We start from the raw sequence: 20,070 nt of genomic DNA, 5'->3' as shown, positions 1-20,070 counted from the left end.
CGCGCCGCTAGGCCTCGCCGAGCTCCGCGTGGAGGCGATCGAGCCGCCGCGTATCGGACTCCTCCGTGCGCTCGGCGTCGTCGATCTGGCGCTCGATCCGCAGCTGCTCCACGGGGTCGGTGGAGAGCGCGCGGGCGGTCCTGAGCCGGCCGATCAGGGTGCGCCGGAGCTCGAACGCTGGCATGAGGCTGTCGATCTCCAGCTGGATGCGCTTGCGCCTCCACGCGGGTGCCGGTGATGGCGCCGCCGCGCCCTTCACCGACGGCACCCGGCACAGCGTGAAGCTCTCGGTCCTGTCGGCCCAGCTGAGCACCGGGTGCTGCGGGGCGGGCGCGCGTCCGGGGACCTCGCGGAGCAGGTAGCTCACGACGTCGAGCGCCCACACGAACCCGAAGTACGACGGCGCTCTGCCGTCGAGCGCCTCGAGGAGGCACGCCGTGAACACGCTGTTGGCGTCGCCGTGCCGGATGTACGACTTCTCGTCTCCGCGGCAGGAGGTCAGGATCATCTGCCCCGCGCCGCTGCGAAGCCCATCGAGCTCCGGCAGGCCCTCTTTCGCGAACTTTGCGAAGCTCGCGCCGTCCTTGGGCCTCGGCAGGCCGGCGGCGTGGCAGCAGTCGAGCAGCACGAGCAAGCGCTTCGCGGGCACAGCGCGGATGCGCGCGGTGAGCTCCTCGCCCGAGACGCCCGTCTCATCGCGGCGCGACTCGTCCCAACCATGAGGTAAGAGGTAGTACCTCGCCAGGCCGGCAGAAGGCCCGAAGCGACCGCCGTGCCCTGAATAATAGAGGATCGCCGTCGCATCCGGATCGCCCAGAGTGCGCTGAGCCAGCCGGTCCAGCGCCGCCAGGATGCCTTCCCGCGTGGCCTGCGGGCCCGTGAGCACATCGACCTGGTCTTCGGGGTAGCCGGCGCGCGCGGGGTCTCGCAGCAGCGCGGCCAGGTCCTCGGCGTCCCTGGCCGTGACGGGGAGGTCGCCGCCTGTCCCCACGAGCAACGCGTACCCGCTCGAGAAGGCCGCGCTCATTGCGCCTGATACCGAGAGACGCTGAACGCGATGTAGTTGTGGGCGATGGGGACCGTCGGGTTGTCGCGCTCCACGAGGTGCTGGGCCTGCGCGTTGTAGGCCCACTGCTGCCAGCACGACGCGGTGAGCTCTTCTGGCGCCTGCACCGCGAAATAGGTGCCCTCGCGAAGCCGTGCGCCGGTCGCCGAGGCGCCGAAATCGAGCCCCAGGTAGAAATCCTGAACCGAGACGTTGCGGTGGCGGCCCGCCAGCGCGCGGGTTATCCCCACAGCCATCGTCGAGAGCGGCCCCAGCGCGGGCTGCACGGTGGCGAGGAGCTGAAGTCCCTGCCGCATGGAGTCCGACTCGAGGACGCCGAGCAGCGCCTCATCCTGCTCGTTCTTGACGTTGACCGTATGGCAGCGGAAGCCCACCCCGCCGTCGCCGACGCCCAGTCCGAGAAAGATAGGGTAGCCCACCACCGCTGCGCTCTGCCCCTGCTGCGCCCGGAGGACCATGTTGAAGTGCAGGTCGTCTTCTCCGCCTGCCCGCTGGTTCCGGGCATAGAAATCGAAGAGGATCCGGTGCACCCCGCGGCCCGGGTACGCGGCGACGCGCAGGCGGTCGAGCCGTACGGCGATGCGCGCGTTCTTCAGCGCAGGATCGGCCTCGATCTGGCTTGCAGGCTTCACCTCGACGAGGCCTGGCGCAGAGACACCCGGCGGGAGGAAGCCGAAGGCGTGCGACGTATGCTCCCACGGGTCTGGCACGGACGAGAAGAACCCCTTCGCCTGGGCCCGCACCTCGGCGTCCGCAGGCGGGTCGAGCTCGCGGAGCACCGCCGCCCGTTCTGCGGCGGGGAGGCGGCCGATCACGGGGAGGTCATCGAACCAGCGTTGCTCCTCGGCCATGGCTCCACCCTCGTCCCGCGGCGCGCCCGACGTGCACGTTTCCCGGGGATTCCCATTGTTTGGACCACATGCGCCGCGGTTCAGTCAAGTGCATCGGACCCCGGTCCACCTGCGACCATCGCCGCCACGGGTTCGCGTGTCGTGAGGGACCGACACGTTGGATCGCGACGTTCCTGTGAACGAGGCCGGAGCGCGGCGCCCTCGTCCTATCCCCAGGGGGCCAGCACCGCCTTGCGGAGCGTGAGCGCACGGGCGAGCTGGTGATCGAGGCCCTCTCGCCGCAGCTCCGCGATGATGCCGGAGAGCTCGCGGACGGCGAGGTTCGCGTGCTCCTCCTGGAGCGCCCCCAGGAAGGCGCCGACATTGCGGAGCAGCCCGTAATCCTCCCACACGGCAAGCTCGAGCAGGTCGCGCAGGATCCCGTCGAGCCCGGCATGATCGCGGGCGAGCGCGAGGTACGCGCGCTCGCTCGCCGCGAACACCTCGCTCATGTCAGCGAGGGAGTCGTCGATCAGATCCATCATCTCGATGATCACGGTCATCGCCGCTCGATGTAGCGCGAGGCGCTCCAGATCCGAGGCTGCCGTCGCTCCGAGGAGGTCGACCTGGCTCTCGAGGAGGTGCGCGACCAGATCCGTGGCGCGGTGATCGTAGTACGCGTCGTCACCGACGACGCGGCGGAGCTCGGGCTCGAAGCGCGCGGGCGACACCGGGAAGCGCGGCCAGTTCCCCCGGAGCGCGTGCGCCTCGATCCGCCGGCGAGGGGTGTTGCGCATCGCGTCCGTGCGGCGGTTCGGACCGTCATGCCAGACCCGCTTCCAGGCTTTCTTCAGCAGCCACCCGCTCGCTCGCTCTTCCGCATCGAGGACCTCTTCCGGAGTCCGCGCGAGGCGTGCGAGCCGGCCACGCAGGTCGACCACCTGCGCGAGCATCGCCTCGGCGGCCTCGCTGCTGACGCGTCGACTCGCCGCGCGCGCACGGAACTCACGCGCGATCGCATCGAGACCGTGCGGCTCCGCCAGCGCGAGCCGCAGGAGCCACCGGTCCCAGTGGGAGAAGGCGACGCCGTCGATCTCGCGCCAGGTCTCCGGGCCGTAGCGCGCGCCGTCGTCGAGCGGACGCTCCGCTGGCTGCGGCAGGCGCCTCGCTCGGGCATCGTCTCTTTTCACCATCGCCTCGGCTCGTTCTCCCGCTTCCAGCGGTCGAAAAAGCTACGGCGCCGCGACTGTTGCTTCCGCATCGCCTTGAACCTCTCCGTGAACGCTGCGTTCGTGCCGTCGCGGGCGGCAAGGTCGCGAAGGTCGATCGCCAGCTTCAGCGCCTCGTCGTAGGCGCGCTTCGCGACCAGGGCCTCCAGCTCGCTCCACGCTGCGTCGAGCCGCCGCGCGAGCGCGTCGAGCTGCTTCGCCCGGGCGGCCTCTGCGGCCTTGCGCGACCGCTCGGCGCGGAGCGCCACGGCGCGCTCTCTCTTCTCGCGACGCTCCTCGGCCGCGGCACGCAGCTCCGCGACGGTTCGTGGAACCCTGGTGGTCTTCGCCTTCACCCGAGCACGGAACACGCGGCGCAGCTCGGCGCCGAGCGCGAGCTCCGGTTCGTCCACCGCGCGCCGTAGCCACTGATCCTTGGTGCGCGCGGGGAGCGCGCCGACCCACGCGCGGAGGGCGTCGGCATCCTCCGGCTCCGCGCCGCTCGGCTCCGCCGCGGCCGCCAGGAGATCACCGTCGAGGCGGAGGAAGCCGACCATCGCCTCGAGCGGCGCGGAGAGCTCGCGGAGCCCCGGCGGCAGCGGCGGCTCCGTTTCGTCGTCCTCGACATCGTCCGCCTCGACTGCGAGGAGCCAGGCGAGGTACGCGGCGCGCAGATCTCCGCGCAGGAGCTCGCTCCGCACGGGTGCCAGCGACGCGAGCGACACGCCGCTCGTGAAGTCGTCCTCGGGCTCCTCGGTGTCGCTCACCAGCTCGATCACGACGTGCTCGCCGGCCTTCGTCATGCGCGCTGCGCCGCCGGGGAAGTACGGGTGGAGGTGCTTCTCGTCGACGCGCGCCGCCGGCAGCCGGAACATCAGCCGCCGCGTACCCCAGTTGGCGAAGTAGAGGTGCGCGTCGAAGTAGCGCTCGAGGAGCTTCGCCGGGTCGGCCTTGAGGTTGCCCCACTGGTACTCGTTCCAGAAGCGCGTGGGCGTGATGTCGGCGCGCGTCGAGATGTCCCTGAGCTCCGCCATCTGCTTGGGCGTGAGGGGACGATCGAGCGCGACGAACTCGTAGCACTGGTACTCGCTCATGTGCGCCAGGTCGTCTCAGCGAGGAGCGCCTCGATGTTGTGCGGCGTCACGTGCTTACCTGTGCGGAGGTCGTGAGCGACCTGGATTTCGATGTTCGCGTTCATGAGCCGTTTCAGGCCACTCCTACCCCACGGGCCAACGCGATGGACACCAAAAATCGTCCGCACAGAGCGAGCGCGACATGAAAATAGGATGGCTACAACGAGAAAATCAGTCGGCTTCTCGCAATGCTTTGTGAGCCGCAGGCGGGGTGGGCAGCTCACCCGGGCTTGGGCAGTTGACCCGTGTTGCCGAGGAGCTCCTCGGGAAGGCCGGCCCGGCGACGCGTAGATTGCGGCGATGGATGCGTCGAAGCCTCGACTGCATAGAGCACGTCGCGCAGATCGTCCCATCGAATCGTGAGCACCATCGAGGCGACAGCCTCGTTGCGCCGGCCGTCATCCATGGCGGCCTGTTCGCTGCGTACGTGGCGTCGGGACGCGCGCCCTCAAGGCCTGTCAGCGACTATGGCCCGGTGGCAGCTGCGAATACGCCGCGGAGATGAGGCCTGAAGGGCTCGGCGCGCGACATCTCCACGCGGACGCTCAGGGAAGCCACCGCGCGACATCGACGATCTCCCGGGCCACCGCGACGACGCCCTGCGGTCCAGCGATGCGGGCGAACAACGGCGCCAGGTGCCCGAGGTCGTCCTTCGTCCAGTCGTCGAGGAGCTCGGGCCGCGGCTTCCAGCCGAGATAGTTCAGGAGTCTCTGGCAGACGCGGCGCGCGTGCGGTTCGGTCATCCAGGCGGCCAGCGGGATCAGCGCGAAGAGCGCCTCGTCCTCATCGCTCGACTGCTCCAGAGCACGCTCGACCAGATCGCGCGCGATCGCCGGCGCGTCGTCCGGCGAGGCCACGGCGATCGCGACCAGGTCTGACCACGGGGCGCCGATCTCGCGGGACAGGTCGAGGACCGCATCGGCCCCGAGAGCCCGGGTCCACGCAGCGGCGTTCCGCTCGAAGAGCATTCGAGCGCCGTCGCTCGCCCGCAGATCGCCCGACAGCTGGGCCCAGGCGGCCCCGCGGACCGCGGCGGGCAGGTGCGCGAGCAGCGCGCATCGCGCCTCGATCCGGTCCGACGGCTGGGGCAGCGTGTCCACCAGCGCGAACGCATCCTCCACGCGCCCCAGATCGCAGAGGCGCGCGGCGACGGCCGTCACCACCGGGAGGTAGAAGCTGCCCGCAGCCGCGCACGCCTGGACCAGCGCGGACGCGGCGCCGGCAGGTGCATGCGGCGCGAGCGCGCAGACGCTCCAGCACGCGTCCGGTGGAAGCCAGTCGCCCGAGAGCAGCGACAGCGCGAGCCCCAGCGCCTCCGACGCGCCCGCTTCCCGCTCCTCCGCGGGCAGGCCCGAAGCGAGGCGAGCGAGGACGATGTGCCGCTCCGAGGGGGGCAGCGCCTCGGACCATGCCCAGAGCCCGCGCACCGCCGCGGGAGACCATCGCGCGGCGGCCTCCGAGAGCCGCGGCAGCTCGTTGCTCCTCTCGTCGGCCGGGACCTCGGCGAACGCCTCGCGACCGAGGTCGCGCGCCTCGTCCTCGGGCAGCAGCGCCGCCAGGGACACGCGCGCGAGACGGCTCTCCCTGGTCGGCTCGCGACCGAGCCGCGCCGCCGCCTCGCGCGCGGCCGTCACGCGCGCCTGCCCGTCGAGCGCGTGCGCAACGGCGGCGAGCGCGCCCCCCTCGGCGTGCTCCTCGCTGGCGGCCTCGAGCGCCCAGTCGAGCACGACCGCGCGCTCGGCGTCGGGCAGCTCGTTCGCCAGCCGGATCAGGGCGCCGGCGCGCTCCGCGGCGTCGGCGATCGGCCGCCCGGCCTCGAGGACGTCCTCGCCAACGCGCGGCATCTCGATGTGGGGTCCGCCGGAGCCCTCGCCTCCCTCGGCCCCTTCCTCTTCCTCCTCGTCGTCGTCCTGCGCCGCCAGCGCGGCCCGCGCGCGCCGCGTCTCCTCGAAGCCAAGGATCTCCCGCACGGAGCTCGTCACGAGCAGGCAGCGGACCCGCGCGGCCAGCACCGCCACGACATCGCCTCCGGCCGCGGCATCGACAAGAAGGCTCGCCGCGCACGCCGCCGTCGCGTCCACGTCGGCGATGAACCCGGACGAGCCATCCGGGCGTGTCCTCCACATGTCGAGCCACGCCCTCGAGACCAGGTCGAGCCGCTCTGCGAGGCTCGCGCCGACCCGCTCCAGGTGAGCGCGCCAGTTCCGGCACACGTAGTCAGAGACCGTGCCCGAGACGAACGCGCGCTTCCCGTGCTCGGCGAACCGGCGATCGATCGCCGCGCGCTCGTGCGGCGCGAGCCGTCCGTCGATTGCCTCGGCCCAGGCCGGGTGACGGAGCGCGAGGCCTGTTTCTCCGGCGGCGACCAGCGGTCCGCTCAGCTCGTTCCAGGCGCCGGCGTTCATCGTCGAGATCGCGAGGAGCTCCTCCACCTCGATCGGCGCGAGCGCGCCTGCAAGCCATGGCAATACGGGGCGGATCGTGCCGCCGGCGCAGAGGTCCAGGACGCCCGGAGCTCCGGCGGGAACGCTCGCAAGCGCCGGCGCCACTGCCGCGGAATCCTGCGCAAAGGCCTCGACGAGCGCCTCGACGAGGAACGGCTCCCCACCGCTCACCCGTGCGACCTCGTCCTTCACGCTGGCCGGCAGATGGCCGAGCCTCCGCCCGATCGCCTCCGCGACCTCGTCGACCGCGATCGGCGGCAGCGCGACCACCTCCGTCCCCTCCCGGAGCCCTCCCAGCGCCTCAATCGAGCGCGCCGACAGCACGGCGCGCACGCCGGGGCCGAGGTCTCGCAGGAATCGCTGCGCTGCATCGAGGGTCCAGGAGACTCCCTCGTCGAACCCGTCGAGAATGACCACGAGCGGCCTGCTTCCGGGCGGGCGGCCCTCCGCGAGCATGATCGCGAGGTCGCGCCGCATCTCCTCGACCCCGTGCGCCCGTTCGCCGATGCGCCGCGGCGTCCTGAGGAACGGAGCCACGCGAGCATAGAGGAGGTTCAGCGCCGTGGACTCCAGCGCCGTACCGAACCGGCGGCTCACGGGGACGAACGCGATCTCGTGCCGGCCCGCGCGGGCCAGCTCCAGCGCCCACGCGCCCAGCAGCATCGACTTGCCGCGCCCGCTCGGTCCGAGCAGCGCCACGCGCGCACCGCCACGCTCCAGCCACGCTTCGAGGCCCGCCACGGCGCCAGCGCGCGCTCTCCCGCCGAGGGGGGCGCTGCTGCAGCGCTCGACCTCGCGCCAGAAGTCGAGGACGCCGCGCTCCGCCGCCGCCGGGCCAGCGGCCGGCGCATCCGGTGCTCGCGAAGGAGGGCTCATGTCCCTTCGAAGGGCGGAGTGCTCGAGGGAGCGGTCCTGAACGGCACGGAGCGTCCCGCTAGCCATACATTGCCGTTCCACGCCTTGCCATCCGAGCCGATGACACCGTTCTTCTTGCCAGTACCGCCGTTGTTCGCCGGGTGAAGGCCGAGCTCACGCAGGACCTGCGCGCAGAATTTGCATAGATCCATGAGCTTACCGCGCTTGTCCGTCGTCGTCATCTTGCCCTCCTTCACCTGTTTCTGCAGCTCCTTCCTGATCTCGATGTCTTCGGCCGCGGGGTCTTTCAATGTCTTACCGTTCTTCTTGCGGTCCTGCCGGATGTCCTTCGCCAGGTTGTCCAATGCATCGATCTCGGCGCAGTGCCCGGCGCTCGATGGCGCCGGCCCCGCGCAGTGCGGGCCATGGTCGTCTCCCGCGCCTCGTGCGGTCTTGCTGCCGCGTGATCCAGGCGAACGTACATCGCCTGGCCCCCGGATGCACCAGCACGCTCGCAGGCCGGGCAATGCGCACCGACGAGGAGGATGCCCGTGAATCTCAATGGTGGGATGGCAATGAACGGCAGAGGGCGAGTGCTCCGCTTGACGACTCCGATCGAGCCACTCAAAGCTTGGCGCGAGCTATGAACCACGCCCGCCACGCGAGCGCCGAGATGGATGAGCTTGCCCGCGCAGCGCAGCGGGATGGGTTCTGCCTGATAAAGAACCTCATTCCGAAGAGCCTGCTGCGCTCGTGGCGTGAGGCCTTCGCGCCGCTCCTCGACGCCCACATCGCGCGTCAGGGGCACCTCAAGAACCGGGGGCCGGGTCGCTATTACGTGACGCTCCCGTTCAACGCCCCCTTCGCGGAGCCGCGCAGGAGGTCCACCGCGATGCGCCGCCGCTCTTTCCCGAGATCGGGAAAGAGACGCCCGCGTTCCAGCTCGCCGTCAACTTCCCCCTGGTCGACGTCACCGCCGAGAACGGCCCGATCGAGATCGCACGTGGCACGCACATGCTCTCCAAGGCCGAGGGGATGCGGCGCCTCGCGCAGGGCGAGGTCGCGCTCGAGCCGATCGCCATGGAGCTCGGCGACGTCATGGTCCGCGACGTTCGCGGCCTCCACCGCGGAACCCCGGCACCTCGGCCACACGTCGATCGCCTCGACGGTTTGCCGTTGACTCTGGTCGGCTTTGACGGAACCATCGGCGCGGGCACTGGAGGAGAGACAAGACCATGATCCTGAGCCAACTTCTCGATCCGAAGATCTACTCGACCCTGACCGCGGACGACGTCGACAAGCTCGAGGCCGTGCTCACCGCCGAGATCGCCTCGAACCCGGAGATCCAGAAGCTCCTCAAGGCGCGCATCGACAAGTTCGTTCCCCACTTCAAGGGAACCATCAAGGGAACCAAGAAGATCGGCGGCTGACCGGGAGATCGCGCGCAGTCACGAGCCACGCACTGCACGGGCGACCGATGACCGAAGACATCGTTGCCAGCTCGTCGTACCTGCCCATGCGCGACGGCACGCGGCTCGCGGTGTACGTCTTTCGCCTCGCCACCGGGCGATCGTCGCCGGTCGTCTGGATGCACAATCGCTATCACGCAGGGCATCCCAGCACGGATCAGCTGCGGCAATGGGCGGCCGCCCACCAGTGGCTGCGGGAGCTCGCCTCGGCGGAGATCGCCGTCGGCGAGATCTCCCTGGATCCCTGGCTCGTGGGCCTGGTTCGCCGCGGGTACGGCGTCGTCCTGGTCGACGCGCGGGGAACCGGAGCGTCGTGCGGAAGCCGCCGCGGGCCCTTCGCGCCCGAGGAGGCACGCGACGCCGCGGAGGTGACCGCTTGGCTCGCATCCCGCCCGTGGTCCTCCGGCGCGGTGGGGATGTTCGGCCGGTCGTACATGGGTACCAGCCAGTATTTCGCGGCCACGGAGGCCCGGGCGCTCGGCGCCATCTTCCCCGAGATGCCCCTGTTCGATCTGTACGATCTGGTGCGGCCGGGCGGCGTCTTCCGGCACGTCTTCGGACGCCAGTGGACCGATGACGTGACGCTGCGAGATCGGGGGGCTTCGGTCTCGCCGGTGCAAACCGATCCGGAGGGGGCGCTGCTCGAGGTGGCGCGCGCGGAGCACGCGGCCAACCTGGACAGCCACGATCTCTTCGCTCCGCTGCGCTGCCGGGACTCGCTGGACCCGGTCACCGGAGCGCGCCTGTTCCTGGAGCGCAGCCCCTCGTTCTGGGCGGCCGACCGGCGGCCCGCGACGCCGGTGTTCCTGCTGGCAGGCTGGAACGACGCGTTCGTTCGCGACGCGCTGCTCTGGTATCACAACAGCCCCGGGCCGCGGCGCCTGGTCATCGGCCCCTGGGCGCACACGGGGAGCGCGGGGTTCGACCTTCTGGAGCAGCACGCGGCCTGGTACGACCGATGGCTCGCGGGCGTCGAGCCCTCGGGGGAGGAGCCGCCCATCTATTACTACACCGTCGGGGCCGACCCTGGTGAGCGCTGGCGCTGCACCGAGGTGTGGCCGCCAGAGGAGATGGTGGCCACGCCCTTCCACCTTCGAATCGGGCGCTCCGGGAGCTGCCGGTCGATCAACGATGGCCGCTTGACGTTGCAGGCAGCCGACTCCGGAGAAGGCGCCGACGACTACGACGTGGATCCGACGACGACCACCGGCACCGCGACCCGCTGGGCCAACACCGCCGGAGGGCCCTTTGCTTATCCGGACCTCGCCTCCAACGACGAGCGGGCCTTGACGTACACGACGGCGCCGTTGACGGCCGCTCTGGAGCTGACCGGGCATCCCATCGTGCGCCTTTGGGTAAGCTCGACGGCTCCCGACGTCGACGTCTTCGCCTACCTCGAAGAGGTCGCTGAGGACGGCCGGTCGCTCTACGTCACCGAGGGTGTGCTGCGCGCTTCCCATCGCGCGCTCCACACGCCTCCCCACGAGCACTTGGGCTTGCCTTACCACCGGAGCTACGAAGAGGATCTCTCGCCCCTGCCCGATCACCCGGTCGAGCTGGTGTTCGACATGCACCCGATCTCCCGGAGGATCGCTCCAGGGAGCCGGCTCCGGCTCGCGGTCACGGGGGCCGATCGCGACAACGCGCTCACCGTGGTGCCGCCCGGCGGAGCACGGCTCCGGATCCACCACGAGCCGGGCTGTCCATCGAGGTTGATCCTGCCCGTCGTGGGTCCATCTGCCGCGTTCTAGGGAGGCTCGTGCGCGAGGACGAACGCCCTACCACCGCAGCGGCCGAGGTGCTGGACGTCATCGCGCGCGAGGCCGGGGTGCCCCCGGAGCGCGTCGATCCCGATGCGTCGTTCACCGAGCTGGGCCTGGACTCGCTCGGCATGATGACCCTGAGCGAGGCCCTGGAAGCACGCCTCGGCCGGAGCGTCCCCTTCCGGCGGCTCATGGAGGATCTCTCGACGCTGCGGCGCCTGGTGGACCACGTCGAGAGCCTGGAGGCCGAGCAGCGAGCGACGCCCGCGGCGCCTCCGCCGGTGCCGGCCTCCGCCGGTGATCCGGCGCCCGCGCCTCCGGCCGCGCTGACGGCGGCCCAGCTCGCGGCGATCCGGGACATCGGGGCGCGCCACGTCGCGCGCACAGCGACGTCACAGCGGTTGCTCGATGGATCGCTCGGACGGCTCGCCGATCCGCGCATCGCGGGCCGCACGCCGGATGGACGGCGATGGGCCTGGCCCGTCCTCACCGGGCCCGCGGGAGGCGGCAAGATCCGCGACGCCGACGGGAACGTCTATGTCGATCTGAGCATGGCGTCGGGCGCCTGCCTGTTCGGGCACGCGCCGCCGTTCCTCACGGCGGCCGTCCGGCGCGCGCTCGACGACGGAGCGTTCCTCGGGCCAGAGCACCCCACGACAAACGACGTCGCCGAGCGCCTCCGCGCGCTGACGGGGGTCGAGCGGGTGGCCTTCTGCATCTCGGTGACGGAGGCTGTCATGAGCGCGCTGCGGCTCGCGCGCACGGTGACACGCCGCCCTGGCATCGCGGTGTTCGCGGGATCGCACCACGGGCACTTCGACGGCACCCTGGCACGACGGGCCGCCGATTCTCCCTGGGGGACGCCGCTGTCCCCCGGAGTGCCCCGGAGCATGGTCGCCGACGTGGCGGTGCTCGACCACGGCGCGCCCGCCTCCGTGGAGGCGATTCGTCGGCTCAGCGACAGGATCGGCGCAGTGCTGGTCGAGCCCGTCCAGCCCCGTGGTTCGAGGGGGCCCCAGCCCGGGTTCTTGCGCGACCTCCGCAGAGCAACCGAGGAGGCGCGCATCGCGTTGATCTTCGACGAGACGACCACCGGCTTCCGCTGCCATCCAGGAGGCGCTCAGGCGCTCTTCGACGTCCGGGCCGACATGGTCGTGTACGGGTCGCTGCTGGGAGGCGGGATGCCCCTCGGCGTCGTGGGCGGCCGCGCGCGGTTCCTGGATACGATCGACGGAGGCCCCTGGGCCTTCGACGATGCCTCCTCACCGCAGGTGGAGCAGACCTTCTTCGGAGGCACCTTCTACAAGCACCCCTGCTCGATGGCCGCGGCGTCCGCCGTGATCGATCGCCTGATCGCCGAGGGGCCGGAGCTTCGACACCGCCTCGACGCCCGGGCGGCGGCGCTCCTCGGGCGCTTGCGGGCGGTGCTGGCCGCGAGCCGATCGGGCCTGCAAGGGTACGGGTTCTCCTCGGTCCTCTGGTTGGATTGTCCGCCGGGGCTCGAGGACGCGCTCTCGCAGCTCCTCCTGGAGCGTGGCGTGTACGCGCCGGCGCACCTGCCGTGGTTCCTGTCCACGGCGCACGAGGACGGCGATCTCGATACCGTCGTGTCTGCGGTGGAAGGGGCGGTGAAGGCGCTGGCCGGCAGCGGCGCTCTGCCGCGCGAGGCGATCGTGGAGCGGCCGCTCGACGCCCGGCAGCGCCAGCTCTGGATCCTCGCGCAGCTCGGCCCCGAGGCCTCGATGGCGCACAACGAGTGCGGCGCCCTGCGCCTGCGCGGCCGCCTCGACATACCCGCGCTGCGCGCAGCGCTGTCCCGGCTCATCGCGCGGCACGAGGCCCTCCGCACCACCTTCCGCGCGGACGGCGAGGCCCAGATCATCCACCCGGCCATCGACGCCTATCTCCCGATCCACGTCCTCTCCGGCGCCGAGGGAGAAGCCCTCGCCGAGGCCATCCGGCGCCGGGCCGCCGCGCCCTTCGATCTGGAGCGAGGTCCGCTCTTTCGAACCGAGCTGATCCAGCTTCGCGACGACGACTTCGTCCTCGTGATCGCGCTGCACCACCTGATCACCGACGGATCGTCCATGAGCGTCCTGCTCGGGGAGCTGACCCGGGAGTACACCGCCGCGGCCTCCGGCGCGCCGTCGCTGCTCGAAGCGCCTGCCGCGGCGCCGGCGCCAGAGGCGTGCGACCTCGACGAGCGATTCTGGGTCGGCGAGCTCCACGATCCGCCGCCTCCGCTCGCGCTCCCGCTGGACCGGCCGAGGCCGCCTCGGCGGACGTTCGCCGGCGCGGTCACGCGCTGCCGGCTCTCGCGGCCTCATCCGGCCGACGTGCGCGCGCTCGCCGCGGCTCACGGCACCACCACCTTCGTCGCTTTGCTCGCCGCGTACACCGCGCTTCTCCACCACCTGACCGGCCAGCCGGATCTGATCGTCGGCATCCACGCCGCGCCGCGCGCCGCGGGCGGCGCGCCGCGCGTCGGGTACTTCGTCCGCCTCCTGCCGCTCCGCAGCGGCGTCGAGCCGGCGCAGCGGTTCTCCGATCACCTGGTGGCCACGAGCCGCCGCGTCCTCGCCGCGCGCGATCACCAGGACGTGTCGCTGCCTTCCCTGAGCACGAAGATCGGCGCGCGTCACGAGCCCGGGCGCACCCCGCTCGTCGCGGCCACGTTCAACGTCGATCGGCCGGCGCCGCCCATCTCCCTTCCGGGGCTGACCGTCGAGGTGGACACCGTGGGGACCGGGTTCGCCAAGCACGAGCTGAGCCTCAACGCCGACGACACCAGCCTGACCTTCGACTGGACCTTCAACACCGATCTCTTCTCGCCCTCGACCATCCAGCGATGGAATGCGCAGCTCGGCGCGCTCCTCGCCGAAGCGGCACGAAATCCCGACAGCACCCTGGCCGAGCTCGCGGCCGTGCTCGACGGCGCAGCGAGAGAGCGCCATTCCCCCGGGCCGGTGGGGTTCCTCGACGGCGGCCCTCCCCTTCGCGACGGCCCGCCGGTGCACCAGCAGGTGGAGCAGCGCGCCGCCGCGCTCCCCGCCGCGATCGCGGTCGTCGCGGGCGAGGAGCAGATCAGCTACCGAGAGCTGAACGCCCGCGCGAACCGGCTCGCGCGCGAGCTCCTGGCGCGCGGGGTGAGGCCCGGCGTAACGGTCGCCGTGCTGCTCGATCGTGGCATCGACGAGGTGGTCGCCGCGCTGGCTGCGCTGAAGGCCGGCGGGGCCTTCCTGCTCCTCGATCCCGAGACGCCTCCCGATCGCCTCCGCGTGCTCCTGGCCGACGCGGCGCCCGCCGCAGTGATCACCTGGCAAGGCATAACCCCCCTTCTCCGTGGAGACGAGGTCGTGCTGGCCCTCGACGCCGACGCGCCCGCCATCGCCGCGCGCTCTCCGGCTCCTCTGGCCCTGCGGGTCGATCCTGCCGCGGCGGCCTACGGGGTGTACACGTCGGGCTCCACCGGCACACCGAAGGCCTCCATCAACACCCACGCGGCCACCGCGAACCTGGTGGCCTGGCTCGCGCAGCGCCTCGACGTCCAGCGCACCGACCGGGTGCTCCGCAAGGCCCCCGGGGGCTTCGACGTGGGCGTGTGGGAGATCTTCCTGCCCCTCGCTGCAGGCGCGACCATCGTCGTGGCGCCGCGAGGCGCCCACCGGGACATGGCCGCTCTCGCGCGCCTGATCCACGAGCAGGGCGTGACGATCGCGCACTTCGTCCCGTCGCTGCTCGGGCCCTTCCTCGACGAGCCCGGCGCCGCGGCCTGCCGGCTATCGCACGTTCTTTGCGGCGGAGAAGCGCTGCCCGCCGAGACGCGGAGCCGGTTCCACGATCGCCTCTCCGGGGCGACGCTGCACCACCTCTACGGCCCCAGCGAGACAGCCGTGGACGTCACCGCGTGGCGCGATCCGGCCGGCCCCTGGGAGGGCAAGATCCCGATGGGATCGCCCATCGCGGGCGTTCACTTGCACCTGTTCGACGAGGCCGGGCTCCCGGCGCCCGCGGGGGTGCCCGCCGAGCTGTTCATCGGCGGGGTGGCCCTCGCCCACGGATACCATCGCCGTCCGGGCTTGACGGCCGAGAGCTTCGTGCCCGACCCCTGCTGCGCCGGCGGCAAACGCCTGTACCGCACCCGGGATCGGGTGCGGCAGCGCGCGGATGGAACCCTGGAGTTTCTGGGGAGGATCGACGACCAGATCAAGCTCGGCGGCGTGCGCATCGAGCCCGCCGAGATCGAGGTGGCGCTGGGTGGTTTGCCGGGCGTGAAGCAGGCCGCGGTGGCCCTCCAGCCCGGACCCGCCGGCCCTCGTCTCGTCGGTTACGTGGTGGGCGATCCCCGGCTCGATCCGGCGTCGCTCGCCGAGGGGGTATCGAGGCTCCTCCCGAGCGTGATGATCCCGTCCGCGTGGGTCTTCCTGGATCGACTGCCCACGCTGATGAGCGGCAAGATCCATCGAGCGGCGCTCCCGCAGCCCGCCGCCGGCGCCGGAGCGCACCCGGGCGCCGCGCCCCGATCGCCGGTGGCGCAAGCCCTCGCGGCCATCTGGTCGCGCCTCCTCGGCGTCGAGGGCCTCTCGGTCGAGGACGGCTTCTTCTCCGCGGGCGGCCATTCGCTGCTGGCCATGCGCCTTGCCGCCGAGGTGCGCGACGCGTTCGGCGTCGAGCTCCCGCTGGGGGCGCTCTTCGATCGGCCGCGCCTCGGCGACGTCGCCGAGGCCATCGCGGAGCTGATGGAAGGCGCCGGCGGATCCAGCGCGCCGATCCCCGATCTCGCCTCGAGGGAGCGAGCGCCCCTCTCCCTCGTGCAGGAGCAGATCTGGCTCGCGCAGCGCGTGGACGCCGGCTCGGCGGCCTACAACACCGCCGAGGGGCTCCGGCTCACGGGCGACCTCGACGTCGGCGCGCTCCGCCGATCGCTGGACGAGCTGCTGATCCGCCACCCCATCCTCGCGACGACGATCGCCGAGATCGAGGGCCAGCCGTGGCAGGTCGCGCAGCCGGGCGCGACGATGCCGCATCGCTTCGAGGATCTGACGGATCGCGCGCCGGAGCGACAGCCCGTGGACGCGCTGCTCGCCGAGGTGATCGGCGCGCCCTTTCACCTGGATCGCGATCTCCCCGCGCGCGCTCTGACCGTGAAGATGTCGCCTTCGTGCCACCTCGTCGTGCTCGCGATCCATCACATCGCCTGCGACGAGGGATCGCTGTCGGTGCTGCTCCGCGAGGCGCTGGTCCTGTACCAGGCCTTCGTGGAGGGCCGGCGGCCGGCGCTGCCCGCCCCGCGCGTCTCGTACGCCGCGTTCGCGGCGTGGCAGCGCTCCCGGCTCCCCGACGTGCTCTCGCGGCAGCTCGGCTACTGGAGAGAACGGTTCTCCACCCCGGCGCCGCCGCTCGCGTTTCCAGGCGCCGAGCCGCTCTCGTCCCCCGCGGCGCGACGGCGGGCTCGCGCGCTCGCCGCCGGTCAGGGGCACGCCGTGAAGCGACTGACCAAGGCGCTCGGCGTCACGCCCTTCGTGGCCTACCTGTCGGTGTACCTGATCCTCCTGCAGCGGGCGTGCAGCGAGAGCGATCTGGTCGTGGTCACCCCGGTGGACGTGCGCGCGCAGAGCGAGCTCGACGAGGTGGTCGGGCCCTTCGTCAACCTCCTGCCCCTCCGGGTGGATCTCGGCGGAGCGGCGACGTTCGCCGACGTCGCGTGGCGCGCGCGGGCCGCGACCCTCGGCGCGCTGGCGCACCGCGAGATCCCCTTCCAGTCGATCGTCGCCACCGTGGCCCCCGAGCGGAGCGGTCCCGCGGCGCCGCTCGCGCAGGTCGGCTTCGCGTTCTACGAGCGACCCGTGCCCCCCTTGCACCTGCAGGGGCTGACCATGAGCCCACTGGAGCTCGATCCTGCGGCGCCCAAGCTGGACCTGCTCGTCACCGTCGACGTCACCGCGGCCGAGCCCGTGGTGACGTTCGAGCACGCCGGCAGGGCGCTCGATCCGGATGCGGTCGAGGGCCTGCTCGACGGATGGGTGGCCTTGATCGGGGCGATCGTGGAGGATCCGCAGACGCCCCTCTCGAACCTGGCGCTGACCACGCCGCAGGATCAGCGGCGGATCGTCGACGACCACAACCCGGTGTCCCCGCCCTTGCCCGGCCCCGGGCTGCTGGGCCGCTTCCGCGCCATCGCGGCGCGGCGCCCCGACGCGCTCGCGCTGGAGTTCGCCGACGGATCGTTCAGCTACGCAGGGCTCGCGCGGACCGCCTCGGCCATCGCGCGGCGGCTCAAGGACGCAGGCGTGGGCGCCGAATCCCCGGTCGGATTGCTCTTCGAAGGATCGGCGTGGCTCGTCGCGTCGCTGCTCGGCGTCCTCGAGGCGGGGGGCGCGTTCGTGCCGCTCCATCCCTCCGATCCGCCCACGCGCATCGCTCAGATCGTGCGGGAGGTCGGCATGTCCGTGATCCTGGCCCCGTCCGAGGTTACCGTCCTTCCCGGGCTAACGGTGATCGACGTGGGATCCATCCGCATCCCCGCGGCGCCCTCGCCTCTCCCCGCGGAGGCGCCGGATCCGGCCACGCTCACCGCCGTGCTGTACACCTCGGGATCGACGGGGCAGCCCAAGGCCGTGGGCATCACCCACGGAGGCCTCCTGCGCATGGCGGTGGGCCAGGAGCCCCTGGAGCTGACCGCGCAGGACGGCGTCGTGCAGCTCGCCGACCCACGGTTCGATGCATTCCTGTGGGAGGTCTGGACGACCCTGCTCGCGGGAGGGCGGCTCGTGGGCATCGAGCGCGACGACGTCGCCCATCCGAAGCGCCTCGCCGGGCATCTCGCCGAGCGCGCGATCACGGCCGGCCTCTTCACCACCGCCTTGCTCCACCACGTCGCGACGATCGATCCTGCGGCGTTCGCCGGACTTCGCTTGGTGCTCTTCGGGGGCGAGGCGGCGGACTCCGCCGTGTTCGCGGCCGCCTGCGGCGCCTGCCCGCGGACCAGCTTCGTCAACGGCTACGGCCCGACCGAGGCGACCACCGTCGCGTCTCTCTTCACCCTCGACCGGGTGGACCCGGCGCGCCGCGTGCCCATCGGCGGGCCGATTCGCGGGGCCCGCCTGCACGTCCTCGATGACGCAATGGCGCCCGTCGCGCCCGGCGTCGCGGGCGAGCTCTACATAGGCGGCGAAGGGCTGGCACGGGGCTACCTCAGGCAGGCGCGGGCGACGGCCGCTCGCTTCGTCCCCGATCCCTTCGCCCGCACGCCGGGGGCGCGTCTCTACGCGACCGGAGACCGGGCGCGGCGTCTGAGCAGCGGCCTCCTCGACTTCCTCGGCCGCGCCGACGAGCAGGTGAAGATCCGGGGCTACCGCGTGGATCTCCTCGAGATCGAGCGGCGACTGGAGCAGCACCCGAGCGTGCGCGACGCGGTGGTCCTCGCCATCGGCAGCGCCGGCATGGAACGGTGGCTCTGCGCGCACCTGGTCCCCAGGGCGAGCCCCGTCGACGCGGCGGAGCTGATCGACTTCCTGCGGGCCCGTGGGCCTTCCTTTCAGGTCCCCGCGGAGATCGTCTGGCACGCGGCGCTCCCGCTCACCTCCCGGGGCAAGGTGGACCGGGCGGCCCTCGCGGCGGCGTCGGCGCGCACGCCCCGGAAGGGCGGCTCCGGCGGCTCGCCCGAGACGCCAACCGAAGCGCTGGTGGCCGGCGTCTGGGCCGCCGCGCTGGGAGGTCCCGTCGGGCGGCACGACGACTTCTTCCATCACGGCGGGCACTCGCTCATCGCCGCGCGCATCACGGCCCAGCTCGGCGAGCGGCTCGGTCTCCAGATCCCCCTGCGCCTTCTCTTCGACGCGCCCACGGTGGCCCGCGTCGCGGCCGCCATCGACGCCCTGCGCCACCAGCGAGCGGGCGCCGCGGCCCTGCCCGGGCCGAGCACCGAGCCCGTGCCGTCCCGGCTCCAGCTCGCCCTACAGCAGCAGCAGATCTGGCTCTTCCAGCAGCTCTTTCCGAACAATCACATCTTCCACATCCACCTCGGCTTCCGCGGCCGCGGCCCTGTCGATGCCGATCGGCTGGCCCGTGCGGTGGACGCGCTCGCCCGGCGTCACGACGCGCTTCGGACCGTGTTCGCCTTCGACGAGGAGCAAGGCCCCGGGCAGGTGGTCCTGGAGACCGTCCCCAGCGCCTTCGAGGTCTTCGATCTCCGCGCGCTGCCCCCCGAGCGAATCCCCGACGAGACCCGGCGCATCCTGGGAGAGGTGCGCGACCGTCCGTTCGATTTCGACCGAGGCCCCCTGTTCCGCGCAGCGCTTCTCCACGACGGTCCCGACAGCTTCCTCGCCGTCCTCGTGATTCACCACATCGTATGCGACGGCGCGTCGCTCGCCGTGCTCGCCCGGGAGCTCGGCGCGACCTACGCGCAGCTCGGTCGGGGCCAAGGCCAGCTGCCCGCGGCGGCGGTGCAGTACGGCCACTTCGTGCGCTGGCAGCGCGAGCACCTGACGGCGGAGCGGCTGCCCGCCGACATGCAGCACTGGCGCGACGTGCTGGAGGGAGATCTCGCCCCCTTGCCGATCGGCAACGTCCACAGGAAGCAATCCATCGTCTTCCGCTTCACGAGCGTCGAGACCTCCCTCGACGAGGACGTCGCGCGGCGACTGCAGGCGGTCCTCTCGCGGGAAGGCGCCACCCTGTTCGCGGCGGGCCTGGCGGCGCTCGGCCGGGCGGTCCTGGCCGAGACCGGCGCGACCAGCCTCCGCGTCAGCACGCTCGTGGCCAACCGCCACCGCGCCGAGCTCCTGGGCGTCGTCGGGCTGTTGGCCACGGTGACCATCCTGCGGCTGCGCCTCCCGCCCGGCGGAGGTCCCCTGGAGGCCCTCCGCGCTGCCCGCGAGGCCGTCTTCTCCGCCTTCGACCACCTGGATCTCCCCTTCGAGGAGGCCCTCCGCGTCCTCGAGTCGGAGCGCGAGATCGATCGGAGCGCGCTGGCTCAGGTGATGCTCCTCGCGCAGGAGACGAGCGAGCTCCCCCTCGACCTGACGGGCCTTGCGGTGGAGCCGGCGGAGATCGACGGGGACGAGCCCGGTCCCACGGTCTCGGGGCACGATCTCCTGGCGCGCCTCGACCATGGCGCGCGGGGACTGCGTCTCCGGCTGCAGTACGAACAGAGCCGGCTCGACACCGCCCTCGCAGAACGAATGTTGAACCACCTCCGGCGTGCCCTCGAGGAGATCGCCGGGCTCTCACCGGCGGACCGCGCCGCGCCCGCGACGGCTCCCCTGCCTGGGTCGGCGCTTCCACAGAAGGAGACCTGA

10 protein-coding genes and 1 pseudogene are annotated in these 20,070 nt (G+C 71.9%); 4 read left to right on the top strand and 7 right to left on the bottom strand.

Features of this window, described 5'->3' with window-relative positions:
* Positions 1 to 7: 7 nt before the first annotated feature.
* The 7 genes from WME95_RS17855 to WME95_RS17825 all read right to left on the bottom strand — a co-directional run bounded on the left by WME95_RS17855 (position 8) and on the right by WME95_RS17825 (position 7,901).
* Entirely contained in the window at positions 8 to 1,027 is a 1,020-nt protein-coding gene (locus tag WME95_RS17855; protein ID WP_437909562.1) for a caspase family protein, read from the bottom strand.
* Complete coding sequence (locus tag WME95_RS17850; RefSeq protein ID WP_437909561.1) at positions 1,024 to 1,917, bottom strand: hypothetical protein; 894 nt, start codon at positions 1,915 to 1,917, stop codon at positions 1,024 to 1,026. The genes WME95_RS17855 and WME95_RS17850 overlap by 4 nt, the downstream gene beginning before the upstream one ends.
* A 206-nt stretch (positions 1,918 to 2,123) precedes the next feature.
* Positions 2,124 to 3,089 (bottom strand): hypothetical protein, encoded by a 966-nt coding sequence (locus tag WME95_RS17845; protein ID WP_437909560.1) that lies wholly within the window; start codon positions 3,087 to 3,089, stop codon positions 2,124 to 2,126.
* Complete coding sequence (locus tag WME95_RS17840) at positions 3,083 to 4,198, bottom strand: hypothetical protein (protein WP_437909559.1); 1,116 nt, start codon at positions 4,196 to 4,198, stop codon at positions 3,083 to 3,085. Before WME95_RS17840 ends, WME95_RS17845 begins: the two co-directional genes overlap by 7 nt.
* A 259-nt stretch (positions 4,199 to 4,457) precedes the next feature.
* Positions 4,458 to 4,643, bottom strand: a complete 186-nt coding sequence (locus tag WME95_RS17835) for a hypothetical protein (RefSeq protein ID WP_437909558.1) — start codon at positions 4,641 to 4,643, stop codon at positions 4,458 to 4,460.
* A 139-nt stretch (positions 4,644 to 4,782) separates the two neighbouring features.
* Positions 4,783 to 7,557, bottom strand: a complete 2,775-nt coding sequence (locus WME95_RS17830; RefSeq protein WP_437909557.1) for a hypothetical protein — start codon at positions 7,555 to 7,557, stop codon at positions 4,783 to 4,785.
* Positions 7,554 to 7,901 carry a hypothetical protein gene (locus WME95_RS17825; RefSeq protein ID WP_437909556.1) on the bottom strand — a complete coding sequence of 116 codons (348 nt, stop codon included), beginning with the start codon at positions 7,899 to 7,901 and terminating at the stop codon, positions 7,554 to 7,556. The genes WME95_RS17830 and WME95_RS17825 overlap by 4 nt, the downstream gene beginning before the upstream one ends.
* A gap of 538 nt (positions 7,902 to 8,439) precedes the next feature.
* Between WME95_RS17825 and WME95_RS17820 the strand changes: the two are divergent.
* From WME95_RS17820 to WME95_RS17805, 4 genes and pseudogenes are all read left to right on the top strand, one after another.
* Positions 8,440 to 8,775, top strand: a pseudogene (locus WME95_RS17820) (hypothetical protein); the annotation flags it as partial.
* Positions 8,772 to 8,966 (top strand): hypothetical protein, encoded by a 195-nt coding sequence (locus WME95_RS17815; RefSeq protein WP_437909555.1) that lies wholly within the window; start codon positions 8,772 to 8,774, stop codon positions 8,964 to 8,966. The pseudogene WME95_RS17820 and the gene WME95_RS17815, both read left to right, overlap by 4 nt.
* A gap of 47 nt (positions 8,967 to 9,013) precedes the next feature.
* Positions 9,014 to 10,756: a CocE/NonD family hydrolase gene (locus WME95_RS17810; protein ID WP_437909554.1), complete on the top strand. Its 1,743-nt coding sequence runs from the start codon at positions 9,014 to 9,016 to the stop codon at positions 10,754 to 10,756.
* An 8-nt stretch (positions 10,757 to 10,764) separates the two neighbouring features.
* The gene (locus tag WME95_RS17805) at positions 10,765 to 20,070 is read left to right on the top strand and encodes an amino acid adenylation domain-containing protein (RefSeq protein WP_437909553.1); all 9,306 of its coding nucleotides are present in this window, start codon (positions 10,765 to 10,767) and stop codon (positions 20,068 to 20,070) included.

Source organism: Sorangium sp. So ce327, assembly GCF_051530205.1.
Lineage (GTDB): Bacteria > Myxococcota_A > Polyangia > Polyangiales > Polyangiaceae > Sorangium > Sorangium cellulosum_B.
The sequence above is the reverse complement of the archived record's forward strand: the minus strand, read 5'-3'. Positions and strand labels throughout refer to the sequence as shown.